The sequence below is a fragment of the Jannaschia sp. L-14R genome (assembly GCF_056857695.1).
Genome location: NZ_JBSXNP010000011.1, coordinates 948654 through 975000, shown reverse-complemented (window position 1 = coordinate 975000; position 26347 = coordinate 948654). Strand labels below are relative to the sequence as shown.

22 protein-coding genes (1 of these 22 running past the window's edge) are annotated in these 26347 nt (G+C 61.2%); 12 read left to right on the top strand and 10 right to left on the bottom strand.

What is annotated here, in order from left to right; genetic code table 11:
• The 6 genes from AC13C2_RS17545 to AC13C2_RS17520 form a co-directional block, all read right to left on the bottom strand.
• Positions 1 to 278 carry the beginning of a protein-methionine-sulfoxide reductase heme-binding subunit MsrQ gene (locus AC13C2_RS17545; protein WP_092761046.1) on the bottom strand. It extends 337 nt beyond the left edge of the window, so only the first 278 of its 615 coding nucleotides appear in the window; the start codon lies at positions 276 to 278; its stop codon lies off the left edge, out of view.
• Positions 279 to 282: 4 nt separating this feature from the next.
• A complete protein-coding gene (gene msrP / locus AC13C2_RS17540) occupies positions 283 to 1173 on the bottom strand; it encodes a protein-methionine-sulfoxide reductase catalytic subunit MsrP (protein WP_342707722.1) in 891 nt (296 codons plus the stop codon).
• A 278-nt stretch (positions 1174 to 1451) separates the two neighbouring features.
• The gene (gene clpB / locus AC13C2_RS17535; protein WP_482887605.1) at positions 1452 to 4067 is read right to left on the bottom strand and encodes an ATP-dependent chaperone ClpB; all 2616 of its coding nucleotides are present in this window, start codon (positions 4065 to 4067) and stop codon (positions 1452 to 1454) included.
• Between the two features lie 178 nt (positions 4068 to 4245).
• Positions 4246 to 4587 (bottom strand): DUF2853 family protein, encoded by a 342-nt coding sequence (locus tag AC13C2_RS17530; RefSeq protein WP_482887604.1) that lies wholly within the window; start codon positions 4585 to 4587, stop codon positions 4246 to 4248.
• A 236-nt stretch (positions 4588 to 4823) separates the two neighbouring features.
• Positions 4824 to 4961, bottom strand: coding sequence for a hypothetical protein (locus AC13C2_RS17525; RefSeq protein WP_482887603.1), 138 nt, complete (start codon positions 4959 to 4961; stop codon positions 4824 to 4826).
• A gap of 95 nt (positions 4962 to 5056) precedes the next feature.
• Entirely contained in the window at positions 5057 to 6085 is a 1029-nt protein-coding gene (locus AC13C2_RS17520) for a PRC-barrel domain-containing protein (protein ID WP_482887602.1), read from the bottom strand.
• A gap of 736 nt (positions 6086 to 6821) precedes the next feature.
• Here AC13C2_RS17520 and AC13C2_RS17515 point away from each other — a divergent pair.
• The 3 genes from AC13C2_RS17515 to AC13C2_RS17505 are packed head-to-tail and all read left to right on the top strand — an operon-like array spanning position 6822 to position 9929.
• Positions 6822 to 8186 carry a sensor histidine kinase gene (locus AC13C2_RS17515; protein ID WP_139204629.1) on the top strand — a complete coding sequence of 455 codons (1365 nt, stop codon included), beginning with the start codon at positions 6822 to 6824 and terminating at the stop codon, positions 8184 to 8186.
• 33 nt (positions 8187 to 8219) lie between these two features.
• Positions 8220 to 9272 (top strand): isopenicillin N synthase family dioxygenase, encoded by a 1053-nt coding sequence (locus AC13C2_RS17510; protein WP_092758928.1) that lies wholly within the window; start codon positions 8220 to 8222, stop codon positions 9270 to 9272.
• A gap of 3 nt (positions 9273 to 9275) precedes the next feature.
• On the top strand, positions 9276 to 9929 hold the full coding sequence (locus AC13C2_RS17505; protein WP_092758930.1) for a LysE family translocator: 654 nt from the start codon (positions 9276 to 9278) through the stop codon (positions 9927 to 9929).
• A gap of 330 nt (positions 9930 to 10259) precedes the next feature.
• Here AC13C2_RS17505 and ahcY read toward each other — a convergent pair whose 3' ends face one another.
• Both ahcY and AC13C2_RS17495 read right to left on the bottom strand, forming a co-directional pair.
• Positions 10260 to 11651 carry an adenosylhomocysteinase gene (gene ahcY, locus AC13C2_RS17500; protein ID WP_482887601.1) on the bottom strand — a complete coding sequence of 464 codons (1392 nt, stop codon included), beginning with the start codon at positions 11649 to 11651 and terminating at the stop codon, positions 10260 to 10262.
• A gap of 126 nt (positions 11652 to 11777) precedes the next feature.
• A complete protein-coding gene (locus AC13C2_RS17495) occupies positions 11778 to 12095 on the bottom strand; it encodes a hypothetical protein (protein ID WP_092758934.1) in 318 nt (105 codons plus the stop codon).
• Between the two features lie 114 nt (positions 12096 to 12209).
• Between AC13C2_RS17495 and AC13C2_RS17490 the strand changes: the two genes are divergently transcribed.
• A complete protein-coding gene (locus AC13C2_RS17490) occupies positions 12210 to 12821 on the top strand; it encodes an HD domain-containing protein (protein WP_092758936.1) in 612 nt (203 codons plus the stop codon).
• Positions 12822 to 12845: 24 nt separating this feature from the next.
• A complete protein-coding gene (locus AC13C2_RS17485) occupies positions 12846 to 13325 on the top strand; it encodes a GNAT family N-acetyltransferase (protein WP_482887600.1) in 480 nt (159 codons plus the stop codon).
• A 426-nt stretch (positions 13326 to 13751) separates the two neighbouring features.
• Here AC13C2_RS17485 and AC13C2_RS17480 read toward each other — a convergent pair whose 3' ends face one another.
• Complete coding sequence (locus tag AC13C2_RS17480; protein WP_482887599.1) at positions 13752 to 14096, bottom strand: hypothetical protein; 345 nt, start codon at positions 14094 to 14096, stop codon at positions 13752 to 13754.
• Entirely contained in the window at positions 14093 to 14644 is a 552-nt protein-coding gene (locus tag AC13C2_RS17475) for an ActR/PrrA/RegA family redox response regulator transcription factor (RefSeq protein WP_482887598.1), read from the bottom strand. The genes AC13C2_RS17480 and AC13C2_RS17475 overlap by 4 nt, the downstream gene beginning before the upstream one ends.
• 79 nt (positions 14645 to 14723) lie before the next feature.
• Here AC13C2_RS17475 and regB point away from each other — a divergent pair, with 79 nt between their 5' ends.
• The 7 genes from regB to addA all read left to right on the top strand — a co-directional run bounded on the left by regB (position 14724) and on the right by addA (position 26316).
• The gene (gene regB / locus AC13C2_RS17470; protein WP_482887597.1) at positions 14724 to 16088 is read left to right on the top strand and encodes a sensor histidine kinase RegB; all 1365 of its coding nucleotides are present in this window, start codon (positions 14724 to 14726) and stop codon (positions 16086 to 16088) included.
• A 125-nt stretch (positions 16089 to 16213) separates the two neighbouring features.
• Positions 16214 to 17776, top strand: a complete 1563-nt coding sequence (locus tag AC13C2_RS17465) for a PAS domain-containing protein (RefSeq protein WP_482887596.1) — start codon at positions 16214 to 16216, stop codon at positions 17774 to 17776.
• A gap of 45 nt (positions 17777 to 17821) precedes the next feature.
• On the top strand, positions 17822 to 18313 hold the full coding sequence (tsaE, locus tag AC13C2_RS17460) for a tRNA (adenosine(37)-N6)-threonylcarbamoyltransferase complex ATPase subunit type 1 TsaE (RefSeq protein ID WP_482887595.1): 492 nt from the start codon (positions 17822 to 17824) through the stop codon (positions 18311 to 18313).
• A complete protein-coding gene (locus tag AC13C2_RS17455; RefSeq protein WP_482887594.1) occupies positions 18310 to 19332 on the top strand; it encodes an aminoglycoside phosphotransferase family protein in 1023 nt (340 codons plus the stop codon). The genes tsaE and AC13C2_RS17455 overlap by 4 nt, the downstream gene beginning before the upstream one ends.
• A complete protein-coding gene (locus tag AC13C2_RS17450) occupies positions 19329 to 20000 on the top strand; it encodes a nucleotidyltransferase family protein (protein ID WP_482887593.1) in 672 nt (223 codons plus the stop codon). The genes AC13C2_RS17455 and AC13C2_RS17450 overlap by 4 nt, the downstream gene beginning before the upstream one ends.
• A complete protein-coding gene (gene addB, locus AC13C2_RS17445; protein ID WP_482887592.1) occupies positions 20000 to 22939 on the top strand; it encodes a double-strand break repair protein AddB in 2940 nt (979 codons plus the stop codon). Before AC13C2_RS17450 ends, addB begins: the two co-directional genes overlap by 1 nt.
• Entirely contained in the window at positions 22936 to 26316 is a 3381-nt protein-coding gene (gene addA, locus AC13C2_RS17440; protein ID WP_482887591.1) for a double-strand break repair helicase AddA, read from the top strand. The genes addB and addA overlap by 4 nt, the downstream gene beginning before the upstream one ends.
• Positions 26317 to 26347 lie beyond the last annotated feature (31 nt).

Genomic DNA, 26347 nt, shown 5'->3' with positions numbered 1-26347 from the left:
CCAAAGGCCAGCAGACCTAACACTTTCCGAAACTTCAGCATGTTGATCCGCGCAAATCGCAACAGCGGTGTGATAGTCAGCGACGCAAGCAAGAATTGCAGTGAATACAGGCCAAGCTGCGTTTCAAGCGCGCGAACCGGGTCAATATAACGGCCACCGAACACCGTCTGCCAGATCAGCCATGCCCCCGGCACCATGCCGGCCAGGTATACAGGCCAAGTCGGCACCTTTCGTGCCACGTTGGAAACGCGGGCACCGAATGTCGCGATTGCCGTCATCGGGTCAGAAGTTTTCGCGAAGATCCATTCCATCATAGAGCGATGCAACTTGATCCGCATAGCCGTTGAAAGGCAGGGTATCGATCCGCCCCCCGAACAGACCGGCACCGATCACCCGCTCACTCGCCTGCGACCATCTCGGATGGTCCACATCCGGGTTCACGTTTGAATAGAATCCATATTCCTTCGGATTGGTCTGTTGCCAGGTCGCATGGGGTTGATCTTCCACCAGCGACATCCGCACGATCGACTTGATGGACTTGAAACCATACTTCCAAGGTACGACCAGACGCATCGGCGCGCCGTTCTGGTTCGGGATCGGCTTGCCGTATAAACCGGTCGCCATGATCGTCAGAGGATGCATTGCCTCGTCCAGCCGCAGGCCTTCGCGATATGGCCAATCAAGGATAGGGTAATTTACCCCATCCATGACATCCGGCAGAACCGCCGTCTCGAAAGCAACAAACTTCGCCTCAGGCTTCACGCCCACTTTGGCCAGCAGTTTGTTCAACTCAAATCCGTTCCACGGGATTACCATCGACCATGCTTCGACACAGCGAAATCGATAGATACGCTCTTCGGTCGGGATATCGCCGATCAGATCCGCCAGCGAAAATTCGCCGGGATTGTCCACCAGTCCGTCGACCTTGACAGTCCACGGCTCGGTTTTCATTGCGCCAGCATTTTTGGCAGGGTCATCCTTGCCGATGCCAAACTCATAGAAGTTGTTGTAACCGGTGATCTGCTCCCAGGAATGCGGTTCCAGAGTATTCTGAGCACGCGCGCCAAATCCGATACCTCCGGCTAAGGACCCTGCTCCCATCGCTGCAATGATCTGCCGCCGATTCATCCAGATGGCTTCGGGGGTCACATCTGCGCGGGTGAGGTTGGACATGTGCATTCTAGATACTCGTTTGGTCGGCTTGAAAGGACATCAACAAGAGGGTTCCCTTTCGATGCTCGAAACTTGGACAGCTTCTCATAAACATAAGCAATCCGATAGCTCAGGGGTTCCCTGTTACGCGGCAATGTGAACCGGCGTGACGTTATGTGTAATCATCAGTTGTTCTACTTGGGATGGAGCCGCGACCTGTCCATGGCGCGCGCTGCAAGGCGTGACCCTCCACCCAACAAGAAGGGCGGCCTTCGGAGCCGCCCTTCTGAGGAACGATTTCAGTGAACGACCGCATCCTCGGGCGGATGCCGTTCCGAGGATGCCAGCCGGCCACCAATGATCAAGCCATCGGGACCAGCGCTTACCGGTATGTCACTGTCGTCGGCAATCTCCCCGGCCAGCAGCATCTCAGCCAACGGGTTTTGCAGTGATCTCTGAAGCACTCGCTTGAGCGGACGCGCACCGAAGACCGGATCATACCCCTCGTTCGCCAGCCATGCCCTAGCCTCTTCGTCCAGATGCAACTCGATCTTGCGCCCGGCCAACCGTTTGACCAGCCGCTCGACCTGAATGTCGACAATTCCGGCCATATCCTCCCGCGCAAGCCGGTCGAAAATGATCGTCTCGTCCAGACGATTCAAAAACTCGGGCCGGAAATGGGAGCGAACCGCATCCATAACATCCCGTTTGGCCTGCGCTGCATCGGCCCCATCCGGCAGTTGACTCAACGCCTGAGCGCCAAGGTTCGACGTCAGGATGATCAGTGTCTGCTTGAAATCGACCTTGCGGCCCTGGCCATCGGTCAAGATACCGTCGTCCAGCACTTGCAAGAGCACGTTGAACACGTCCGGATGTGCCTTCTCGACTTCGTCGAACAGCACAACTTGGTAGGGTCTGCGCCGAACGGCTTCAGTCAGGACACCACCTTCTTCATAGCCAACGTATCCCGGCGGCGCGCCGATCAGACGTGACACGGCGTGTTTTTCCATGAACTCAGACATGTCGATGCGAACCATCGCCCCATCGTCGTCGAACAGAAATTCGGCCAAGGCCTTCGTCAACTCGGTCTTGCCCACGCCGGTCGGTCCCAACATCAGGAAGCTGCCCAAAGGGCGCGCTTCGTCGTTCAGACCAGCGCGCGCACGCCGGACGGCATTCGCAACCGCCGTGACCGCCGTATGCTGACCAATGACGCGGCGGCCAAGCTCGTCCTCCATCCGCAGCAGCTTTTCGCGCTCGCCTTCCAGCATCCGAGACATCGGAATGCCAGTCCAGCGCTCGACCACACTGGCGATCTGTTCTGGGCGCACGGCTTCTTCGACCATCATATCGCCTTCGCGACTCTCGGCTTCGGCCAACTGTTTCTCAAGCTCGGGGATACGCCCGTACTGCAACTCACCGGCGCGACCGAAATTGCCTTCGCGTTTGGCCTGATCCAGTTCGACACGCGAATGGTCCAGCTGCTCCTTAAGGTCACGTGCAGTGTCCAGCTTATCACGCTCGGCCTGCCAAGCAGCCGTCATCGACGCGGATTGCTCCTGCAGATCGGAGAGCGACCGCTCCAGATTTTCCAGCCGGTCTTTAGATGCCTGATCATCCTCAAGCCGCAGGGCCTCCACCTCGATTTGCTTTTGCAATATATCGCGATCCAGTGCGTCCAGTTCTTCGGGCTTGCTGTCCACTTCCATCCGCAACCGCGATGCGGCTTCATCGACCAGGTCAATGGCTTTGTCCGGAAGGAAACGATCCGTGATATAGCGGTTCGACAAAGTCGCCGCCGCCACCAGAGCCGCGTCCGAGATCCGTACACCGTGGTGCAACTCGTACTTCTCCTTGATACCGCGCAGGATGCTGATGGTGTCAGACACCGACGGCTCATCGACCATCAAGGGCTGGAAACGACGCGCCAAGGCTGCGTCCTTCTCTACGTACTTGCGGTACTCATCCAAGGTCGTCGCGCCGATACAGTGCAACTCCCCTCGCGCCAGTGCCGGCTTGATCAGGTTGGCGGCATCCATCGCGCCGTCGGATTTGCCTGCGCCGACCAGCGTGTGCATCTCATCGATGAACAGTATCACTTCGCCAGCCGCTGCAGTCACTTCCGACAGCACAGCTTTCAACCGCTCCTCGAACTCACCGCGATATTTCGCCCCCGCGATCAGCGCGCCCATATCCAGCGACATCAGTCGCTTGTCGCGCAAGGATTCCGGCACGTCGCCATTGACGATCCGCAAGGCCAGACCTTCCGCGATGGCCGTCTTGCCGGTGCCAGGCTCGCCAATCAGAACAGGGTTGTTCTTGGTGCGGCGGCTCAGCACCTGCATGGCGCGACGGATTTCCTCGTCACGTCCGATGATCGGATCGATCTTACCCTCGCGCGCGGCTTCGGTCAGGTCACGGGCATATTTGCCAAGCGCTTCATAGGTATCCTCCGCGGACGCCGAATCCGCTGTCCGCCCTTTGCGTACGTCGTTAATCGCGGCGTTCAACGCCTGTGCATTGACCGCACCTGCATCCAGCGCGTCCTTGGCTTTGGACTTGACCATCGCCAGCGCCATCAGCACCCGCTCGACCGGCACGAAACTGTCGCCAGCCTTTTTCGCCACCGTTTCGGCCTCATCCAACACACGGGTCAGTTCGCGCGACAGATAGACCTGCCCCGCATCTCCCGACACCTTGGGCAGCTTCGAAACCGAAATGTCGACAGCCTGGCGCACCCGGTCGGGCGCACCGCCAGCTGCCGCGATCAGGTTCGCAGCCATGCCCTGTTCGTCATCCAAAATCGCCTTTAGCAAATGCTCCGGCATCAACTGCTGATGCTCTTCACGCGTGGCGATCGTCTGTGCAGCCTGAAGGAAGCCGCGCGCGCGTTCGGTGAACTTCTCCACGTTCATATCGTCTCTCCTATAAAGCGCCTGCCGGATGCGCCGCCCTGTTCCAGGCGCGGTGCGGGTGCAGACCTCGTTACAGAAGATGGGATGCGTCAGCAGGGCTCGCAAGATGGAGCGCGAACGGAAAACGGGCGCCTTCGTTTCGGAAGGCACCCGATCAAACAGCGGTCCTGGTCCGGCGTCAGCCGTAGACGCTGGCTTTCCCGAAGTGCTTGGTCAGCAGGTAATAGAATACGGCGCGATACTTGTTGGTGTTCGATTTGCCGTACTTTTCGGCCACTGTGCTGATGGCCTCATCCAGCTTCGGTCCGTCGGACAGACCCAGCTTCTTGATGAGGAAGTTGTTCTTCACCGTAGTCATCTCCTCCTTGGAGGTGGTCGACACGGTTGAGCTGTCGCGGTTGTAGATCGAGGGGCCGCACCCGATGGTTACTTTGCGCAGAAGGTCCATATCGGGCGCTTCGCCAATCTTGCTGCGGATTTCATCGGCATATTTTCCGATCAGTTCATCACGTTTGCTCATCAGGTGTCCCTCTCGATCTACGGTCTGGACGCCTGTGCGCCCCCCGGCGCAACAATTGCCAAATCAGGGGTAAAAATAAAGAAAAACTTCGCGATGTGTCGGCACCACAAGCTCCACAATGTCGACGGAAGATAAACACGATCGGAGCGGAACGCACTACGCTCGGGTCAAGAACGGTGAAGAACCAACCCCATACGTCATCCCGCACCGCCCGTCAGAGCGCTGCTTCGGGCAGATCACAGATAGCCGTTGTATAAATCAAACTGGCGACCACCAGCCGTTGTCACACCGTGGACATCCCTGTGTTTCAGCCATCGCATGAGTGCTGAGCCAGTGTCGGCTTGGATCAGGCTGACCGGCTTAGCTGCTTTCATGATGAAAAGGGGCGACCCGCCTGACCGGTCGATCAAAATGAAAAGGCCCCGCCGAAGCGGGACCCTGTGCCTAACTTATAACCTTGCGACAACCGTCACTTAATATCGCCGACCATCATATCCAGCGCCTGAACTTCGCCAGATTTATCCCATGCCGGCATGGCCTCCAGTTCGGATTCGGTCAGGGCGTTCAGGATCAATACGTCGTCCGAACGCTCGAAACGATCAAGCGCGATGGCAACCTCATGTTCCCCCAGTCCGAGGAAACCACCGACTCCAACAATCGCAACAAGTCCATCGTTGCCTTTTACGATGCTGTCGATTTCGCCAACTTCATTGCCGGTTTCGCCCTGAACATCCATACCGACCAGATCGGATACACGTACATCAGCAAACATTGAAGCAGCAGGATCGGCTGGCGGCTGAACGTCCGTAGAGACGGCTTCCGTGCGCTCGCCATCAGTCCCGTCGATAGTAACCGCCGGATCGGTATTACCATCAATTACAACACGTGCTTCGGCCTGATCGACGTTTACGTCCGCTTGCCCAGACTGTTCGATGTTCACGACCGGGTCGGCTTCGGACAGAATAACTTCACCCTCGCCTTCCGATTGGACGTTCACATTGGCATCAGCCTGTTCGATAGCGATTTCAGCAGCCTCGGCACGATTCAAGCGGATTTGCGGTTCGGCCTGAGTCACTTCCACACGCGGCTCGGATTCCTCGATGGTGATGCGGGGCTCGGGACGGACAAACCGAACGATGGGTTCGGGCTGTTGAACGGCGATCTCCGGCTCAGCGGTATCGACGTTAACATCCGGCTCGGGCATAATTACGGTGATAGTCGGCTCGGGAATCGTCACGACCACTTCGGGCTGCGCTTGTTCGATGGTGATGACCGGAGCCTGCTGCTCGACCGTAACCGTCGGTTCGGCAACGGTCACGGTGATTTCAGGCTGCGCCTGTTCGACCAGAACTTCGGGACGGGCCTGATCAACCGTAACAACCGGATCGGGGACTGTGACATCGACTTCGGCGTCACCCTGCTCGACAACGATCTGACCGCCAAGGGGATCGGAACTAACAGATGCACCATCGGAGACCGGATTGCCGTTTGCATCCAATCTTACATGGCTCTCGGAATATGCTGCGGTGGCGGCGAGTGCCAGTGCGGCGACACTGCTCAGAAGCAGGCTGTGGTTGGTCATCGGGGTCTCCATTCAGCTGTTTGCAGTATAATGACAAACCTTCTGAAGTCAGACCGGTTCCAACTTTCTTGTTAAACAAATGTGGTGGGAACTGATGTCGGACCGCTTACGTTAGATTTTTGTTTAGGTGCGGCCAGCTCAATGAAAAAGGCTTTGCTGAGACGGGATCTACTACAATGGAACAATTCGATTTGGCAGTTGGTCGGTCAGTTGGATTGTTCCTATATCCCTTCTCCGGCCTGTCCCGGCTCGGCGCGACAGACGAGGTTTCGGGTACTGGCGCTTTGACACCCCATCTTCAGAGTCTGCCTTCGAATTCCCCTTCCGATTCATATCCGCACGGATCGACATCGGCGCGTGACGGATTGATTCCGTCGAACTGGTCATGCTGGCGCGGCGATCAGCATATCGGCGAACCGCCTGGAGGACTGCGGCCAAGGCGGCGGCGCTTGCAGATGACGGCAGCTGAAGGCTTTGGTCTTTCCCCAGCATTCTTGGGGATATGCCCGCGGCGCAGGGCGCATATAACCGCGCCGGAATTGCTGAAGGTTTCAACTTCCGAGTCGGAAACGGTTGTCCTGAATGTTTTCCGGTGTGATGGTCGCGTACAGGTATTCACGCGATACCGCTGATCACAGGCCAAGCTACCGTTGTGCAGAAAGCCATACTGAACGCCATTTCGGAAATGTCTGGTACCGGCAGCGTCGGCACGCTCCGGACTCTCAACTCGTTCGCCATCGACATTATGTCCATACGCAACGCCGAGGACCTGTTCTGGTATGTCGCGCGGAACGTTGTGGGCAGGTTGAACTTCGTTGACTGCGTTATCTACGAGGCTGATCCCGCAACCGAGGAACTCGTGCAGGTCGCGGCCCTCGGGGACAAGAACCCTTATGGACGGACAATTCTCAACCCGTTGCGTATCCCGTTCGGGGAGGGAATCACTGGTCGGACGGCGAGAACCGGAGAAGCCGTCGTGATTGAGGATCTGCTGTCCAACCAGAACTACATTCCCGACACCCAGCCTGCCCGCTCTGAGATCTGCGTTCCCCTGATCTCGGACGGTCGCGTCCTGGGCGTGATAGACAGCGAGCATCCTGAAGCTGGCGCATTCGGCCCGGCTGAACTGGAGGTTCTTTCCACGATTGCCGCAATGACGAGCGCGAAGCTCGATCTGCTGGCGGAAACGGAGCGGTCCGAGCAACGCTATCGCGATCTGGTCCAGTCGCATGCCCAACTGAGCGCGGAGACAGAAACGCGAAAGGCGCTCGAAGCGCAACTCTTCGAGGCCCGGAAGCTTGAGGCAATCGGTCGCCTTACAGGTGGCTTTGCGCACGGGTTCAATAATCTGCTGACAGTCATCGCCGGAAATCTTGACCTTGTCGGAGAGCATCGCGTACCGCCCGAGGTGGGCGTGTTTCTTGGAGATGCGCGTGCCGCAGCCGACCGGGGTGCCAACCTAATTCGGGACATGATGGCATTCTCGCAGCAGATGCGACTTGTCCCGCAACCGACGGACCTCAATGCGCTCATCGCAGAGACATGGGATCGAAACCAGAAAGCTTTCGGCTGTGATGTCGAAATGGCCTTCGAGGCGGGAACCTGGACAGTTGCCGTCGATCCGAGCGCGACAGAGATCGCACTGGTCAACCTGATGATGAACGCCAGGGATGCCATGGAGGATCGGGGAACGATCAGGATCGAAACAGGAAACCTTGTCTGCGACGATGTCGCGCGCAGGACACGTGGGCTCGACCTCGCGCCAGGCCGGTACGTCCGTCTGAGTGTGACCGACGAAGGCATGGGCATTCCGCCCAAGACGCTTCAGAGAATATTCGATCCGTTCTTCACCACAAAAGTTGTGGGACAGGGGACCGGTCTTGGCCTCTCCATGGTGCAGGGCTTCGTAAAGCAAAGCGGCGGTTCGATCATCGCCCGGTCAGGGCCGATGGGCGGTGCGACATTCGATGTTTATTTTCCTGCAATCGACCCTGACGTTAACGAATCGTTAACCTGATTTGTGGAGGTGTTGTCCGACAGGGGGGAAAGAATGTCAGGTGCATCGGCGCGCGTACCGGAGACTGATGAGGTCATTCCGCTCATTAGTCTGTGCGATCTCGGGTCGAAAGACATTAATCGGGTTACCCGGCTTGCCGATACGATCGGACAGGCCGCGCGAGAGGTCGGATTTTTCCGCGTGTGTGATCATGGTATCGACGCGGCCACGATCAAGGCAACCTATGCCGCTGCGCGCACATTTTTCGCGCGACCCGAAATCGAGAAGCGCCGCCTCTACATCGGCTTGAGCGCAAATCATCGCGGCTATGTCCCGTTTACCGAAAAGGGGGATTATCCCGACGAAGTCAGCCGTAACTACGAGGCATTCGATCTTGGTCTGGACCTGCCGGAGGACGACCCTGACTATTGCGTTGGCAACCGAATGCTGGGACCGAACGTCTGGCCTGATCAGCCCGGTTTTCGGGATGCCATCTCTGTCTACTATGCACAGGTAGCGGATCTTGGACAAAGACTATGCGCATTGCTGGAATTGCACCTGGGTCTGCCGCCCGAATCAATGACCAGTCGGATGAGCAAGCCGATCTCGCAGCTGCGTTTGCTGCACTATGTCCGGGACCGTCAGGTGGCGAGTTCGAAATCCGTGAACATGGGCGCGCACACTGACTACGAGTGCCTAACCCTTTTGCATACAGGCAACCCTGGCCTTCAGGTGATGACACGCGACGACCGCTGGATCGATGTGCCGGTAGATCCATCCGCCCTTGTGGTGAACATCGGCGACATGATGGAGGCCTGGACAAACGGTCTCCTGCGCTCGACGCCGCACCGGGTTCTCAACCTTAGCCCGGAACGGTTTTCGCTGCCGTACTTCACAGCGACCAACCACGATACGGTCATCGCGCCATTCCCCGAGCTGGTTGAGCCGGGCCACCCTCCACGCTATGCCCCCTTCACTGCCGGCGCGCATCTCGAGCGGATGCTGGTGCGGGATTTTCCCTACCTGCGAAATCAGGTGCGGCGTGGCGATCCGGAGGATGCGGTCACCAATCCCTTCGAGGATCGTCTGAACCGGAGCGACGACTGATCCATGCCGCCTGTCGATACGATTCTCACCGTGGCCCTTGCCGGCCTTGCGCTGAGCGCAACACCCGGGCCTTCAATGCTCTACGTGCTGTCCCGCAGCGTCGGGCAGAGCCGTGCAGCGGGCTTGGCCTCGGCGATCGGACTTGGCCTCGGGGGCATACTGCTGGCGGTCGCAACCGCGCTAGGTCTGGCAGCGCTCTTCGCGGCGTTTGATTGGATCGTACCGACCCTGCGCCTTGCGGGATCCGCCTATCTCGTGTGGCTGGGGGTCGACATGATCCGAGGTGCGCGCGGCGGCGCATCCATGGTCATGCGGGCTGAAGCGGTCGAGGTTCGGCCGTTTTCTGAAATTGTCCGGCAGGGCATTCTGATCGAAGTTCTCAATCCCAAGACCGTCTTGTTCTTCGCGCTGTTCCTGCCGCCCTTTGTGGATGCCAGCACGGGAGGAACGGGAACGCTGAACGTACAGGTCCAGTTGCTTGTCCTCGGCATTCTCGTCCCACTGACGGCCTTGCCGTCGGACATTCTCGTCGCCTATCTGGGCGGCACCGCTGCGGAGAGCATCCGTCGCAATGAACCCATTAGAATGGGCTTGGCATGGGCCGGTGGTTTGACGCTGATCGCGATTGCAGCGAACCTGCATTTCGGATTTTTCTGACGAGCCATTGGAGTGAGCGCTACATGACCTGCGCGCCGATCCGCCGTCTGCTGCTGCGCAGCCACAACGAGCAGCCTACGACCTTGAGCGTTGAGCGATCGACGAAGTGATTGCGCCTTAGCTCGCGGAAAGTCGTTCTGCGGCGTCGGCCCAGCACCCGCGCCGTCTCCGTGGGAGCCATTTGCCGCAGAACGCATTCCTGAGCGGATTGCCTTACGGCAAAGCCTGCCTGGCGGAAATCTCCGGTGAAATGATGCGTTGAATCTATTGGTATATTATAAAGGCCCAATCCAAACTATGGATTAAGCCTCTATAATCAATCATTTATTATCAGTAGCGATAATGTTCCGGCTTGAATGGCCCGTCCTGCGTCACACCGATATATTCGGCCTGCTCTTTGGACAGCGACGACAATTTCACGCCGATACGGTCCAGATGCAGGCGCGCGACCTTCTCGTCCAGATGCTTGGGCAGGATGTAGACGCCCGGCGCATACTCCTCGCCCTTGGTCCACAACTCGATCTGCGCCAACACCTGATTGGTGAACGACGCCGACATAACGAAAGACGGATGACCTGTTGCGTTGCCAAGGTTCAGCAGGCGACCTTCGGACAGCAGGATAATGCGATTGCCCGAAGGCATTTCGATCATGTCCACCTGTTCCTTGATGTTTGTCCATTTGTGGTTCTTCAGGCTGGCGACCTGGATCTCGTTGTCGAAGTGGCCGATGTTCCCGACGATCGCCATGTCCTTCATCTCGCGCATATGCTCGATGCGGATGACGTCCTTGTTGCCAGTCGTCGTTATGAAGATATCGGCGGACGAAATTGCATCTTCCAGCGTCACGACCTCATATCCGTCCATCGCGGCCTGCAACGCGCAGATCGGATCGACTTCGGTCACCTTCACGCGCGCGCCGGCACCGGACAACGATGCCGCCGAACCCTTGCCGACGTCGCCATAGCCGCAAACAACGGCGACCTTGCCGGCCATCATCGTGTCGGTCGCGCGACGGATTCCGTCAACAAGCGATTCCTTGCAGCCATATTTATTATCGAACTTCGACTTGGTGACCGAGTCGTTTACGTTGATCGCAGGAAATGGCAACTGACCCTTCTTGTGAAGGTCATAAAGACGATGCACGCCGGTTGTCGTTTCCTCGGATACGCCCTTGATCGCATTCCGGACCTTGGTGAACCAGCCCGGGCTTTCCTTCATGCGCTTCTTGATCTGCGCAAAGATCGCCTCTTCCTCCTCGGAGGTCGGTACTTCGATCAGGTCGGTTTCACCGGCCTCGACCCGTGCACCCAGCAAGACGTACAGGGTCGCGTCTCCGCCATCGTCCAGAATCATGTTCGCGCCTTCGGGGAACATGAAGGACCTGTCCAGATAGTCCCAATGCTCGGTCAGGGTCTGCCCCTTGATCGCGAAGACCGGTGTTCCGCCTTCGGCAATTGCAGCCGCCGCATGATCCTGCGTGGAAAAGATGTTGCATGAAGCCCAGCGCACGTCAGCGCCCAAGGCGACCAGCGTTTCAATCAGAACCGCTGTCTGAATCGTCATGTGCAGCGAACCGACGATCCGCGCACCTGCAAGCGGCTGCGACCCGCCATATTCCTCACGCAGAGCCATCAGTCCTGGCATCTCGGTTTCTGCAATGTCGAGTTCTTTGCGGCCATATGCGGCCAACTTGATGTCCTTGACGATATAGTCGCTCATCACACGTGCTCCTGCGGAAATCCGGTTGGTCGCCGCCTAGCAGCAGGAACAGTGCCGCACAATAACCGGAAGCAACGCGCAGACACGCGCACGAGTTGGCATCAGGTGGGAGCCGTGCTGCTGATGCCGTCAGACCGGTGCATCGGATATCTGTGCAAGGTCGGTGCCGCCGGACCAGTCAGTTCCGGCTGCCATTATGCAGGACAAGCCGGACACATCTGTCATCAGGATCGTCCAGTTTCGGTCAGCCCTGGATACCCAGACTTCAAACAATGTCGAATCGCTTTGCAGGCCGCCACCGTCAAGCGCTTCGCCATAGTAACCTGACAGACGGTCAATGACCTCCGCGCGCGGCGCGCAATTCGCGGCCACCTGCGCCAGCGCTGGGGTGACTATGCCGGTACAAAATCCAATTACAGCGGTTGCGAGGATGAATTTCGAATTCATTTGGCACTCCCGTATCAATACCGCGACTGATCGCACCTGACGTCTGCCGTCGCGGAAACAACGCCAGAATCACGATTTGGTTGCATCGCGGCGTAGCGCGGCTACGACGGTTGAATGATCCGCCAACGCCCTCAACCCCGCGCATGGCAGCGCATGCTGTCGGGACGCCGTCTCGACCTTCTGGACCCGACCCCGATGGATATCGAGGTCGTGGATATCGCGCACGGCCTTGCCTTCGTGGCCAGATGGAATGGTCAGACCCATGGCGACTGGCCCTATTCAGTGGCCGAACACTCTTTGCTGGTGGTCGAAATATTCACCCGCCTCCACCCCGCTGCATCCGCGCGCGAGCGGTTGACGGCCCTGCTGCACGATGCGCCTGAATACGTGATCGGCGACATGATCTCGCCGGTAAAGGCAGCCGTCGGGTCTGACTACGGTGCCTTGGATAGTCGGCTACAGGCCGCGATTCACCTGCGGTTTGGTCTGACGGCCCACACGCCAGATCGGCTGAAGCGTCGTATCAAGAAAGCCGACAAGCTGTCTGCCTGGCTCGAGGCGGTGGGGATAGCGGGCTTCGATCCAACTGAAGCAAACCGCTTCTTCGGCAAACCCGCACCGGGCGTTCTGGACGGCCTGTCCCTGACTCTGCGCCCCCCTGCCGAGGCACGCGCGGCTTTCCTGGAATGCCATGCCCGTTTGATAACGGCCCTCGATCATGGTTAAACTCCATGTGCAACAGGTCGAGCCATGACGCAGATCGACGTCCGCAAGGCGCAGTCCTTTGATGCAGGGGCGATGGTCAGCCTTTTGAACGACATCATCGCCACAGGTGGCATGACCGCCTTGACCACATCCGTCACATCTGCCGACCTGCGGGATTGGATGCACGAGAGCGGGGCCTGGCACCTCGCCGAAGTCGGCGGCGACATCTGTGGATTTCAATGGATAGGTCCGCATGTCGACCTGGCACCCGACACCTGCGACATCGCCACCTTCGTCGCGCTTGGGCAACACGGTGTCGGGATCGGATCGGCCTTGTTCAGGGCAACCTGTGCCGCCGCGCGCACTTTGGGATATCGCCGGATCAATGCCGTCATCCATGCCGACAACGGCGGTGGTCTCGCCTATTACAGGTCACGCGGGTTCGAAACAGTAGGCCACCTGAAGAATCTGACTCTGCCAGACGGCAGAACTGTCAACAAAGTGATAACGACCTATCGCCTATGATAGCCCGATGACATCACTTCCCGGCGTTTGAAAGGACATCGCAAGCCAAAGTGTTCGTGCTGCGGGTCACGATGTTCGCAATCGTTAGGCGCTGGTAATCCAGCCTTTTTTTGAACGCCATCTGGGCGGCTTGCTTTTACCTCCCATTGGCATGGGGTCGCATGATGAGATTATACGCTCATATCGCCGGAATGGTCAGGCTGGCATCGCTTTCCGCTCCGGAAACGCGATGGGCAGGTCTGGCCGCAGTGTGGGGGCGCTGCCGGGGACCCTGGCCTGAGGGGTTTGTGAATTCCACAAATATCCCTATCGCGAGGCTGGGACAGAACGATGGTGATGGCGATACGTCCTGAGGGCGGTGCTGGCTTCCGGTTCGGTTGCTTTCGGTGCCTGGCCGTCACACGGACGGCCCGATCCTGCAAACTTTCAACCGCAGGTTCGTCCTGCAGTATCCGAGCCACTGGTCCACCCGACGAAGGTGCCACTTTCGAACACTAGCTGCAGATTGCCTTTGGTCACAAAGGCCTGACGCCCTGAACCACAGGAAGTCGCACGCGGGGCCATACCCTCGATCCGGGCAACCGTCTGCAATGCACCCGGCTGATCACGCCCGAAGCCGATCTCCCGTCCGCCGGAACCGTTCACCAGAAGCCCGCCAGACGCTGGCACGAGCGTCAGACCAGGCAAACCGGGCGATGCAACCGGCGGAACGACAGGTTGACACGCGGCCAGCCCCGCCAGAAGCAGTCCGCTCAGGGCAGTCGACCTCATCTGGGCGACCGTTTCGCCAAAATGCGCTGCAGCGTCCGTCGATGCATGTTGAGACGACGGGCCGTTTCGGACACATTGCGGTCGCACAACTCGAAAACGCGCTGGATATGCTCCCACCGGACCCGGTCCGCCGACATCGGGTTATCAGGCGGCGGCGGCAACGACTCGCCCTGCGCCAGAAGCGAGTCGGTGATATCGTTTGCATCGGCCGGTTTCGACAAATAGTCGGTCGCCCCGATCTTGACCGCAGCGACCGCCGTTGCGATTGCGCCATATCCCGTCAGAACCACGATACGCGCGTCCGGCCGTCTTTCGCGCAACTTTTCGACCACATCCAGTCCGTTACCATCCTCAAGCCGCAGGTCGACGACGGCGTAAGCGGCCGGGCGGGCGCTGACCGACGCCAGTCCTTCAGCGACGGATTGTGCCGCCTGCACGTCGAAGCCGCGCTTTTGCATCGCCCGCTCCAACCGCCGCAGAAACGGTTCATCATCATCGACCAGCAAAAGCGTCCGATCGGGACCGATGTTCTTTAGGGCGTCGCTCATACCGTTTCTCCGGGTGGCCTTGTCACCTTGGAGATATGGGGCGATCCTGCCGTGGTCAAATTCGGGAGCGTCCCGCCCCATGTCAACACAGACTACCGGCAGCCTGCTGCCGCCCGAAACTGGAGCGCCTCAGGTGCGCCTCGGCACGCTGGTCAATCTGCGGTGGCTTGCAATCCTGGGACAGTCCGTCACAGTTTTGACGGGAAGCCTCCTGCTGGACCTTCAGTTCGAACTCGGGCTTTGCGCAATGGTCATCGGCGCTGCGGCCGTCGCGAATCTGATGACCGAGGCCATGCGCCCCGCCAATACCCGCCTCTCGGATCGGGCGGCCTTCGGCTTCCTGCTGTTCGATCTTATACAGTTGTCGGCTCTTCTGTTCCTCACAGGGGGGCTGCACAATCCGTTTTCTATGCTTTTCCTTGCGCCCGTGACGATCTCGGCAACAGCGCTGTCGCTCCGGTCGACGCTGACGCTGGGTGCCATCGGGGCTGCGCTGATTACATTGCTGGGGGGATATTACCTGCCGCTGCGGTTATCGGATGGCCGTCTGCTGGAACTGTCGCAACTGCAACTGGTGGGATTCTGGCTGGCCATCTTGATCAGCATGATATTCCTCGCCGGGTTTGCCTACCGCCTGACGCTGGAAACAGAACGCACGTCCAATGCGCTTCTGGCCACGCAAACCGCGCTCGCCCGGGAACAGAAGCTGCATGATCTGGGCGGCGTCATCGCCGCTACGGCACATGAACTCGGTACGCCTCTGGCGACCATCAAACTCGTGTCTTCGGAATTGGCGGAGGAATTGTCGGAGCGGCCCGATCTGCTGGAAGACGTACTGCTGATCCGCTCTCAGGCTGATCGGTGTCGCGACATCCTTCGGTCGATGGGGCGGGCGGGCAAGACAGATCACCACATGCGCACTGCCCTGTTCGAAACGCTGGTCCGCGAAGCGGCAGAGCCGCATATAGGACGTGGCATTATCGTTACCTGCGACTGGGCTGCGGCGGACGGATCGGACGAACGCATGCCCAGCCTTCAACGGCGACCCGAGGTCATCCACGGGCTGCGCAACCTGATCCAGAACGCGGTCGATTTTGCGCAATCGCAAATCTGGATCGACGGGCGTTGGTCCGCTGACGAGATCATGGTTCGGATCATCGACGACGGGCCCGGCTATCCGCCCGAAATGCTGCACCGGCTGGGGGACCCGTTCGTGCGGTCGCGGCGACGCAACGGCTATGAAGGGATGGGTCTTGGCCTGTTCATCGCCAAGACACTGTTGGAACGTACCGGCGCGACTCTGTCTTTCGCAAACGGCAGGAAACCCGGCCAGCGCAGGCCATCCGTCCGCAGCGGAGCAATCGCAGAAGTCGTCTGGCCGCGCGCGTCCCTCGCCGTGCCGAAAATCGGCGGCCTGGGCGAGAATACCCCCCTCTTTCCCTGATTTTCCAAGCCATATCCTACGGGTCTTCACCGGATGTCATTAACCCCCTCTTAACCCGAATCGCTCACCTTGGCGTGCAGGACTTCGCCTGTCACAACCCCGAGGGTTCGATGCCATCCGCCATCATGATTCTGATACCCGTTCTTGGCGGTCTGATCGCAGGCATCATGGCCCTATCGGCGGTTCTCTGGCTCGCCCCCCGCAAGCGCGAAGCGTGGCAGGGTCTGGATGCGGACGTCTTGTCTGAACCCCGCCAGTTTCAATTTCGCCATGGCTATCTGGTGAACCACTCCGGCAATGTCGGATTCCTGCTGCCTTTTCCAATAGATCATCTCAAGGCGTGGGACTCGCTGATCGAAGCTTTGTCGGATATAAACGAGAATGTGCCGACCGCCTTCGATGCGCTGCGAGACACAGGGCTTCCGTTCAAGCTGGAAGGTCCCTTCGGGCGCGATCGCGTCGTCATAATCGGCCTGCGCGACGGCGAAGACCTCCGCATCACAATCGCCACCGCCGAAGAGCGGCAGGGTTCTGTTCGTATCGACCTGTCCAGCCTCAAGGCCATGGAAAGCGAGATTTCGATGCTGGCCCGGGTTGGCGACACCAGCCCGACGCTCAGCTGGGCGGTAAACGACGCCAGGCAGGTCGTCTGGTCCAACGCGGCCTATCTGGAACGGGTCGCGCAATGCGCCGGACCGGATGCGGCGCAGGGCTGGCCCTTGCACGTTCTGTTTCCCGAGCCGGACGACTCCGGGCCCGGCAAGACACGCCGCAAGAACCGGGATCGTGCCGGTATCGAACATTGGTTTGAAGTCACCACGTCCGCCCCGGATACGGATGGTTTGCGCCATGGGCATGCGATACCCCTCGATACCGTCATCAAGGCCGAGGATTCTCGCCGCACGTTCATTCAGACCCTGACAAAAAGTTTTGCCTTTCTGCCCTCCGGCCTGGCCATCTTCGACCGCAACGGACAATTGACGCTGTTCAATCCGGCGCTGATGGATATGACCGGCCTTGATGGGGCCTGGCTCTCGCGCCGCCCGCTGCTTGCCGATTTCTTCGATGCGCTGCGCGACCGCCAGAAGTTGCCCGAGCCGCGCGATTACAAGACCTGGCGCGACAGCCTTTCGGACATCGAACGCACTGCTGGGCGAGGCGTCTACATCGAAACCTGGACCTTGCCCAGCGGCGCGACATTTCGCGTGACCGGACGTCCGCAGGGTGACGGTGCCGTAACGCTCATGCTGGAAGATATATCGGCGGACGTCATCGCAGACCGCACGCATCGGGCCGATCAGGACATGATGATGGCGGTTCTGGAAGATCTCGAAGACGGAATCGCGATCTTCGAAGCCGACGGCACCAGAATTCTTGCCAATGCCGCGGCGGCCGCCCTGTGGGGGGATGGCAGCGCGGGCCTGCCCGCTACGCTCGACGGATGCATCACCTACTGGAAGACGCTGTCGCACCCGCATTCGATCTGGGGCGAACTGCGCGATCTGATCCGCAGTCCCGATGCGGATTGGGCCGATTGGGACGATACAATCGGACAAACGAAGGGGCCCGCTTTACGGCTGCGGGTCAGTGCCCGGCCGGGCGGACGTATAGCACTGACATTCCGGCCCGATGTCGCCGTGACACCCGCGCAGTCCGAGGTGCCGGCAAAAAGGATCGCTTCCGCCTGACCTCCCCCTTGCGTGTCCCGGTGCCGGGCGTCTAACTGCAGCCGGATGACCCGCCTGACCTGCTCCATTCTGTTGCCGTCGCAGGCCGCCACCGACGCAATCGCGTGGACCATGGCTCCCCTGCTTCGGGCCGGTGACGTGCTGTTGCTGGACGGCCCGGTCGGTGCAGGCAAGACCGCTTTCGCGCGCGTCCTGATCACAGCTTTGCGCAGACAGGCCGGGCTGCCGCGCGAAGATGTGCCCTCACCGACGTTCACGCTGGTCCAGACCTATGACACCGGCGCTTTCGAGACCTGGCACGCCGACCTCTATCGCCTGACAGGGCCGGATGGCATTGCGGAGCTGGGGCTGGACGAAGCCTTTTCCGAAGCTCTCTGCCTCATCGAATGGCCCGACCGTCTCGGCCCTACCGCACCTCCCGATGCCGGGCGGCTGATCTTTACGGTCAACCCGGACGACAGCCGCAACCTTGCCCTGGTCGGACCGTGTGCGATGATTGCCCGTCTTGCACCGGCCTTTGCGGAAAATCCAGAATGACCGACCGTGATCCGATGATCCGAGATTTCCTGAAGGCCACCGGCTGGGGGATTGCCACCCGCATCCCCCTGGCGGGCGACGCATCCCTGCGGAGGTACGAGCGGCTTGTGCGCGGCACCGATCGCGCGATCCTGATGGATGCCCCGCCTGACTCGGGCGAGGATACGCGCCCGTTCATCGAAATCGCAGACTGGCTGGCCGGTCACGGACTTTCCTCCCCAAGGATCATCGCCCGCGATCCGGATAACGGTCTTCTGTTGCTGGAAGATCTGGGCGACGATCTTCTTGCGACGCATGCCGCATCGCATCCGGAAGACGAGCCGATCCTATACGCCGCCGCCGCCGGATTGCTGGCCGATCTTCACCGTCACGTGCCGCCGGCCCGTCCCCTTTATCCGGCGCAGATGGCCACGCTGGCCGCAACTGTCTTCGACTGGTATGCCCCCGAGGCGCAGGATCGGCGTGACGATCTGACGGCGGCAATGCAGCGAGCCATCGACACGACGTTGACCGGCCCCGAGGTTCTGGTGCACCGCGATTTCCACGCCGAAAACCTGATCTGGTTGCCGGAGCGCACCGGCCCGGCCCGGATCGGGTTGCTCGATTTCCAGGACGCCATGCGGGGACCGGCAGAATACGATCTCGCCTCACTGATCCATGATCCGCGTCGTGCGGTGTCGCCCCGCGCTGTTCGGGCCGCCACGACAGCCTATCTGGACGCGACCGATATCGACCCCGAGATCCTTCACGCCCGCATTGCCGTCTGTTCGGTGCAGCGGTCCCTGAGGATCATCGGAAAGGTGTTCACACGCCTTTGCCTGCATTCCGGGCGAACGAGCTATCTTCGTTTCATCCCGCCCACTTGGGTCGCGCTGCAACGCGAACTTCGGCACCCGGCTCTGGACGAGGTTCGCGCGCTTCTGGTCGACCTTCTGCCCGAACCCGACGCTGCCTGGCTGGCCGATACCGCGGCCCGCGCGGGCACTCTCTACGGGCGCGACCGCGCGGGCGCGCCATGATCGCCACGATGATCTTTGCCGCCGGACTGGGCACACGAATGCGGCCGCTGACGAACGAACGACCAAAGGCGATGGTCGCGGTCGCGGGCCGACCGCTGATCGACCATGCGCTGGATCAGGTCGCCGGTCCCGGCCCGACCGTGATCAATACCCATCATTTCGCGGATTGCCTGCATACCTATCTGGCGGGCCGGAACATCACGCTGGTCCACGAGTCGCCCATGCTTCTGGAAACTGGCGGCGGACTGCGCAATGCCCTGCCGTATCTGGGCGACGGCCCGGTGCTGACGATGAACGCCGACGCCTGCTGGACCGGACCCCGCGCCCGTGACTCCCTGCTGAAGGCATGGGACCCGAGCCGGATGGACGGGCTTCTGCTGATGGTTCCGCGAGACCGTGCGATCGGCCCGTCGCGGGCCAGTTTTGCCATCGGTCCGGACGGACGGCTTGCACGGGATGCATCCGGCCTGATCTATACCGGGGCCGGCATCGTGCGGACCGAAGGGCTGTCGGCCTTTGGGGACGACGTTTTTTCGTTGCGTGACCTCTGGTTGGCCATGATGAACCGGGGGCGCCTCTTCGGGGTGGAACATCCGGGGCACTGGGCCGACGTCGGAACCCCTGATGGTATCGCCGCCGCCGAAGCCATGCTGGCCGGGGCCGCCTGATGCGCGGCCTGTTTCATGAACCGATGGGTGTCGATTTTTCGACCACCTTCGCCGCCGGGCTTCGCGCCCGGTTGAACGGACAACCGCCAGAGGCAATGGCCCGCGTTACCTTGCTGGTCAACACGACGCGCATGGCCCGCCGGATCGAAGCAGCGCTTGCCGCGTCCGGGGCGACCCTGCTGCCCCGCATCGGATTGGTGTCCGATCTTGCGCCACTTTTGCCGCCCGGCGATGCACCCGTGGCCGGAATTGCGCCCTTGGCTCTGCGCTTGCGTCTGACCCGGCTGGTCGCGCGACTGCTGACCTCGGACCCGAGTCTCGCACCGCCGTCCGCCGCCTTCGATCTGGCCAGCAGCCTGACCCTTCTTCTGGCCGAGATGCAGGAAGAGGGGATGGATGCCGACGCCCTGACCCGGGTCGAGACCGGCGATCTGTCGATACACTGGCAACGGACGCTGCAATTCCTGACGATTGCGACCGATTGGCTGACGGAGGACGGAACGCTGACCCCGGCTGGCGCGCAGGCGCTGTCTCTGGACCGGCTGTTGCAGCACTGGACGGAACGGCCGCCTGCCGATCCGGTAATTGTGGCCGGGTCCACGGCATCGCGCGCGCCGACCCGGCGTCTGATCGGGGCTGTGCTCGGGTTGCCGCAGGGGGCTGTCGTTCTGCCTGGCCTCGATACCGATATGCCCGACGACGCCTGGGCGTCCCTGACCGATCCCGACGGGCCGGGCCAACAGGATCATCCGCAATACCGGCATGCCGCCTTGCTGACGTCTCTGACCAAAACGCGCGCGCAGACGCCGCGCTGGGGGGATGGCGCGCCAGCCGCGCCGCATCGCAACCGGTTGATCTCGCTCGCGCTGCGCCCGGCTCCCGCGACCGATGCCTGGCGCGCCGAGGGTCCTGATCTGGACGGTATCGCCGAAGCATGCGCAGGCGTGACCCTGCTGACCGCGCCGTCCCCAGGTGCCGAGGCCGCCGCCATCGCGACCGGGCTGCGCGCCGCACTGGATCAGGGGCGCACCGCCGCGCTGATCACACCCGACCGGACGCTCTCCCGACAGGTTGCGGCGCAACTGGACCGCTGGGGCATAGTGCCGGACGATTCCGCTGGCCGCCCGCTCAATCAGTCCGCGCCCGGTCGCCTGCTGCTGCACAGTGCCGAGATGCGCGGCCAGCCGGTCGAGTCCGAGGCACTGACCATATTGCTGAAGCATCCTCTGACGCATGTCGGTGGTGACCGGCCCGCCCATCTGATCCGCACCCGCGAACTCGAGGTCAAACTTCTGCGTGGGCGCCCTCTGGCTTTTCCGACACGGGCCGCACTGGATCACTGGCTTACCGATCGCAAGGTTCCGCAGGCATATGACGACTGGACGCTCTGGTTGTCGGATCTGCTCGATGCGATTCCGGCGCAGGCCGCCTTGGCACCTCTGGCGACCCATGTAGCCAGCCATCTGTCGCTGATCGAAATGCTGGCGAAAGGTACTGGCGGCGACACCGGCACGCTTTGGACGGATACCGCCGGGCACGAAGTCCGCCGCGTTCTGGATCGGTTATCGCAGGCTGCACCCGAACGCGGCGACGAAATGATCACTGCCCGCGATTATGCCCGTATCCTGGGCGCGCTTCTGTCTGCCGAGGAGGTGCGCGACCCGTTCAGCCCGCATCCGGAGGTGATGATCTGGGGCGCACTGGAAGCACGGGTGCGCACCGCCGATCTGGTCATACTGGGCGGTTTGAACGACGACGTCTGGCCCGGTCAGCCGACGCCGGACCCCTGGCTCAACCGGACCATGCGCCGAGACGCAGGATTGCGTCTGCCCGATAGATCCATCGGCCTCTCGGCGCACGATTTCCAGCAGGCCGCCGCAGGGCCGGAAATCTGGCTGTCCCGTGCAAGCCGCACGTCCGAGGCCGATACCGTCCCGTCCCGCTGGCTCAATCGTATCGACGGACTTCTGACCGGAATCGGACCACAGGGCGATGCCGCATTGAACGCGATGCGCGCACGCGGCGACCGCTGGTTATCGCTGGCCGCACAGTTGGACAAACCTGCCAAGCGGATCGAACCCGCTCCCCGTCCGGCCCCTCAACTGCCGCCGTCTGTGGCGCTGGACAAGCTCTCCGTGACAGCGATCGAGACGCTGATCCGCGATCCTTATTCAATATACGCCCGCCAGATCCTGCACCTGAAGGCGATTCCGCCGCTGCGTCAGGGACCGGATGCGCGGGTCCGCGGACAAGCCGTCCACGATGCGATGGAACGCTTTGCCCAAGCTGTACCCGGCCCCCTGCCCGAGGATGCGCCCGCGCAAATGCGCCAGGCGCTGGAGGAGGCGCTCGCATTATGGACACCGTGGCCCGGACCGCGCCGGTTGTGGTTGGGCAAATTCGACCGGATTGCCGCCGATCTGATCGCCGCCGAAACCACGCGGCGGACTTTGGGCCGCCCGACTTTCGTTGAACGCGGCGGCGCGCTTCGCTTCGACGACCCGCCCTTCACCCTGACCGCCCGCGCCGACCGCATCGACGACCGGGGCCATACGGTGGCGATCTATGATTACAAGACCGGTCCGGCGCCATCGAAGAAGCAACAGACTCATTTCGCAAAACAACTTCTGCTCGAGGCGCTGATGGTCACCGAAGGTGCATTTCCCGACATCCCACAGCGACAGGTCGAGGAGATTCGTTATCTATCCCTCGGTGCGAAATACGCCGAGGCGGCACCGGATGATTTCGGTCCGGATCTGATTGCCGCCACGCGCACCGAGCTTCTGACCCTGATCCGCGCCTATGCTGACGGTCAGCCATTTCGCGCCCGTCTGGCTCCCGATTTGCTGACCTATGCCAGCGATTACGATCAGTTATCACGGTTCGGCGAATGGTCCGATACCGACGGTGCCACGACAATTCCGGTGGGGGGCGAATGACCGGAGTTGCCTTTATACCCGACGCCGCCACCCGCGCGCAGATCGACGCCGCGAACCCGGCCGGGTCGGTCTGGCTGGCGGCCAACGCCGGGTCGGGAAAGACCCGCGTTCTGACTGACCGGGTGGCCTGGCTGCTTCTGGATGGTGCCGCGCCCGAACGTATCCTGTGCCTGACCTATACCAAGGCCGCGGCGGGCGAGATGCAGAACCGCCTGTTCAGACAATTGAGCAAATGGACAATGTTGTCTGACGAGGCTCTGCGGGTCGAGATCACACGACTTGGCGCGGCGCGCGGCACCGTTCCCGACGATCAACTGCGTCGCGCCCGCACCCTGTTTGCCCGCGCCATCGAGACACCGGGCGGGCTTAAGATACAGACGATCCACGCCTTCTGCGCATCCCTTCTGCGCCGGTTCCCGCTGGAGGCAGGGGTTTCGCCCGCATTTTCCGAAATGGACGAGACCGCAACCGCGCGTCTTCAGTCCGAAGTGCTGGATGACATGGCGTCGGATCCGGCGCTGCAACCGCTGGTGGATCGCATTGCGGCGCGACTGACAGATGCGGAGCCATCGGCATTCCTGTCCGATGTCGCAAAACACAGAACCGGATTCGATCGTCGCCTTGAGACCGATGCCCTCAAAGCGGCGCTTGGCATCGCGGACGACAGCCCGAAAGCAGTGCGCGACAGCCTGCCTGATGCGGATGACCTGGACCTGCTCGAGATGATCCGCGACGCGGCACGGTCGCTGTCCGGCAAAACGATGTCGGACCTGCATCGCGGGCTGGCTCAGGCTATTCTTGCCGATACATCCGACCGCCTGGACTTGCTGACGCCGATCCTGCTGACCCAGAAGATGGAACCGCGCTCGATCCGCTGGACCAACGCCGCCAGGATTGCGATCTCCGAAAACACAATCGACGACCTGACGGCCTTCGCCCTCCGGTTGGCAGATGCCCATGCCCGGATCAACGCGTTCGAGGCCCTCGCACAGACCGAAGCCTTGCACGCTTTCGCCCCCGAATACACCGCGCGGGTCGAAGCGCGGAAACAGTCGCGCGGCTGGCTGGATTTCGATGACCTGATCTCACGCGCGCAGCGTCTGTTATCGACCTCGGACATGGCGCAATGGGTGCTGTTCAAACTGGACGGCGGGATCGACCACATTCTGGTCGACGAGGCGCAGGATACCTCGCCTGGCCAGTGGGAGGTGATTACGGCGTTGGCCTCCGAGTTCGGGGCGGGCCTGGGCGCACGCCCGGATGTGCCCCGCACGATCTTCGTCGTCGGCGATCGCAAACAGTCGATCTATGCGTTTCAGGGTGCCGATCTGGATGCCTATGAAAAGATGCGGACGATCTTCGGCGGCATGGTGTCGCGCCAGGACGACGGAGCGATGTCCGGACTCCGCGATCATGTGTTGCTGCATTCGTTCCGTTCCTCTCCGGTTATTCTCGATCTGGTGGATGCGGTCTTTGCCGACGGCGGTGGCGTCGGCGATGCGCCCGAGCATATCGCGTTTCACGCCGAAATGCCGGGCCGCGTCGACCTCTGGCCGGTGATCGATCAGGATAAGGCGGACCATTCCGACCGGGTCTGGCACGACCCCATTGACCGGCCCGCCGCCAATGACGCGAATGTCCTGCTGGCCGAACGGGTGGCCGAAGCCATTGACCGGATGCTGAAGGACGGCACGCCAATCGGCCGCGACAAGGATCGGCGCGCGGTGCAGGCCGGGGACATCCTGATCCTGCTGCAAAGACGGGCGGATCTGTTTCATCACATCGTGCGGGCGTGCAAACGCAAGAACCTCGACCTGGCGGGGGCCGACCGGCTGAAACTGTCGGACGACATGGCGGTCAAGGATCTGATCGCCGCGCTGACCTGGGCCGCGACACCCGACGATGATCTGGCGCTGGCGACCGTCCTGCGGTCCCCGCTTGGTACGATGGACGAGGCTGAATTGTTCGCCCTGGCCCATGGCCGGGAACGGCGTCGGCTCTGGGATGTATTGCGCGACCGGAACAGCGATCCTGAGGCCATCGCGATGCTGACGGATTTGCTGCGGATTGCCGATATCCTGCGACCCTACGAAGTACTGCAACGCATCCTGATCCGGCACGATGGCCGCCGCCGCCTGTTGGCGCGTCTGGGCGACGAAGCCGGAGAGGCCATCGACGCGCTGCTGACACAAGCCTTGGCCTATGAACAACTCGAGACACCCAGCCTGACCGGATTTCTGGGCTGGCTTGCCTCGGCGGACGTGGATGTGAAACGTCAGGCGGGAAAGGGGTCGATCCGTGTGATGTCAGTGCACGGCGCCAAGGGTCTGGAATCGCCGGTGGTGATCCTGCCCGAGACAATGAAGCGTGCACCACGCGGCATATCCGGGGTCCAGCGTCTGCCCGACGGCCTGCCAATCTGGATGCCTGCCAAGGCCAACTGGTCGCCTGCGATGCACGACGCGAGCGACCGGGCCTTGGCCAATGATCGGGCCGAACGCGACCGTCTGCTGTATGTCGCGATGACCCGCGCCGAAAGCTGGCTGATCGTCGGGGCCGCCGGAAATGTCGGCGAAGACGCGGACGACAGTTGGTACAACAAGATCGCGGCGGCGATGGAGAACCGTGATGCCGAAGATTACGACTTCGGCTTTGGTCAGGGACGACGGTTGGAGATTGGCGACTGGTCCGGGGTCGCGCCGAACAGGACAGATATGCCCACCGCGGATGTTCGGACACCGGCCTGGCTGCGTACCAGCATCGCGCCGCCGACAAAGGCCGCCACCCGCATCGCACCGTCCGGCCTTCCGGGGGCGAAGGCGCTGCCGGGCGAGGCAGGCGTCGATACGGCGACGGCCCTGCGACGCGGCACCGCGATTCACGCCTTGCTGGAACATCTGCCTCGACTTGGGCAGGAAACATGGATGGAACGCGGGCCCGCGATCCTTGCCACCTATGCCGATGTGCAGGAGGATGAGATCGGTGACCTTCTGGCGGAAGCCGCTGCCGTCCTGAACCACCCCGATCTGGCGCATGTCTTTGCCGGGGGAACGCTGGCCGAGGTTCCGTTCGCTCTGCCGCCAACCGTGGATCGCCCTGCGATAGTCGGCACGATAGATCGGGTGATCCTGACACCTGACTGCGTTCATATTGTCGATTTCAAAACAAATACCGAGATTCCGCCGACTCCTGAGAGCACACCCGACGGCTTGCTGCGACAGATGGCGGCGTATCGGCTGGCGGCGAAGAGCATCTGGCCCGACCGGCAGGTTCAGGTTGCGATCCTGTGGACGAAAGTCCCCCGTCTGATGGATCTTCCGCACGATCTCGTGACGGATCTCGACGCGGGCATTGACCCTCTGGTTCTGCCCGCCTAGCTAGTATGACCCGCCCCCGAGGCGTCCATAT

Excerpts from the sequence above, each read along its gene's own strand:
- AC13C2_RS17475 (WP_482887598.1), bottom strand. The coding sequence starts at position 14,644 with ATGAGCGACGCCCTAAAGAACATCGGTCCCGATCGGACGCTTTTGCTG.
- addA (WP_482887591.1), top strand. The coding sequence starts at position 22,936 with ATGACCGGAGTTGCCTTTATACCCGACGCCGCCACCCGCGCGCAGATC.
- msrP (WP_342707722.1), bottom strand. The coding sequence starts at position 1,173 with ATGTCCAACCTCACCCGCGCAGATGTGACCCCCGAAGCCATCTGGATG.
- AC13C2_RS17465 (WP_482887596.1), top strand. The coding sequence starts at position 16,214 with ATGATTCTGATACCCGTTCTTGGCGGTCTGATCGCAGGCATCATGGCC.
- AC13C2_RS17455 (WP_482887594.1), top strand. The coding sequence starts at position 18,310 with ATGACCGACCGTGATCCGATGATCCGAGATTTCCTGAAGGCCACCGGC.
- AC13C2_RS17490 (WP_092758936.1), top strand. The coding sequence starts at position 12,210 with ATGATCCGCCAACGCCCTCAACCCCGCGCATGGCAGCGCATGCTGTCG.
- addB (WP_482887592.1), top strand. The coding sequence starts at position 20,000 with ATGCGCGGCCTGTTTCATGAACCGATGGGTGTCGATTTTTCGACCACC.
- AC13C2_RS17450 (WP_482887593.1), top strand. The coding sequence starts at position 19,329 with ATGATCGCCACGATGATCTTTGCCGCCGGACTGGGCACACGAATGCGG.
- AC13C2_RS17530 (WP_482887604.1), bottom strand. The coding sequence starts at position 4,587 with ATGAGCAAACGTGATGAACTGATCGGAAAATATGCCGATGAAATCCGC.
- AC13C2_RS17510 (WP_092758928.1), top strand. The coding sequence starts at position 8,220 with ATGTCAGGTGCATCGGCGCGCGTACCGGAGACTGATGAGGTCATTCCG.
- AC13C2_RS17485 (WP_482887600.1), top strand. The coding sequence starts at position 12,846 with ATGACGCAGATCGACGTCCGCAAGGCGCAGTCCTTTGATGCAGGGGCG.
- AC13C2_RS17505 (WP_092758930.1), top strand. The coding sequence starts at position 9,276 with ATGCCGCCTGTCGATACGATTCTCACCGTGGCCCTTGCCGGCCTTGCG.
- AC13C2_RS17525 (WP_482887603.1), bottom strand. The coding sequence starts at position 4,961 with ATGAAAGCAGCTAAGCCGGTCAGCCTGATCCAAGCCGACACTGGCTCA.
- clpB (WP_482887605.1), bottom strand. The coding sequence starts at position 4,067 with ATGAACGTGGAGAAGTTCACCGAACGCGCGCGCGGCTTCCTTCAGGCT.
- AC13C2_RS17480 (WP_482887599.1), bottom strand. The coding sequence starts at position 14,096 with ATGAGGTCGACTGCCCTGAGCGGACTGCTTCTGGCGGGGCTGGCCGCG.
- regB (WP_482887597.1), top strand. The coding sequence starts at position 14,724 with ATGTCAACACAGACTACCGGCAGCCTGCTGCCGCCCGAAACTGGAGCG.
- AC13C2_RS17495 (WP_092758934.1), bottom strand. The coding sequence starts at position 12,095 with ATGAATTCGAAATTCATCCTCGCAACCGCTGTAATTGGATTTTGTACC.
- tsaE (WP_482887595.1), top strand. The coding sequence starts at position 17,822 with ATGACCCGCCTGACCTGCTCCATTCTGTTGCCGTCGCAGGCCGCCACC.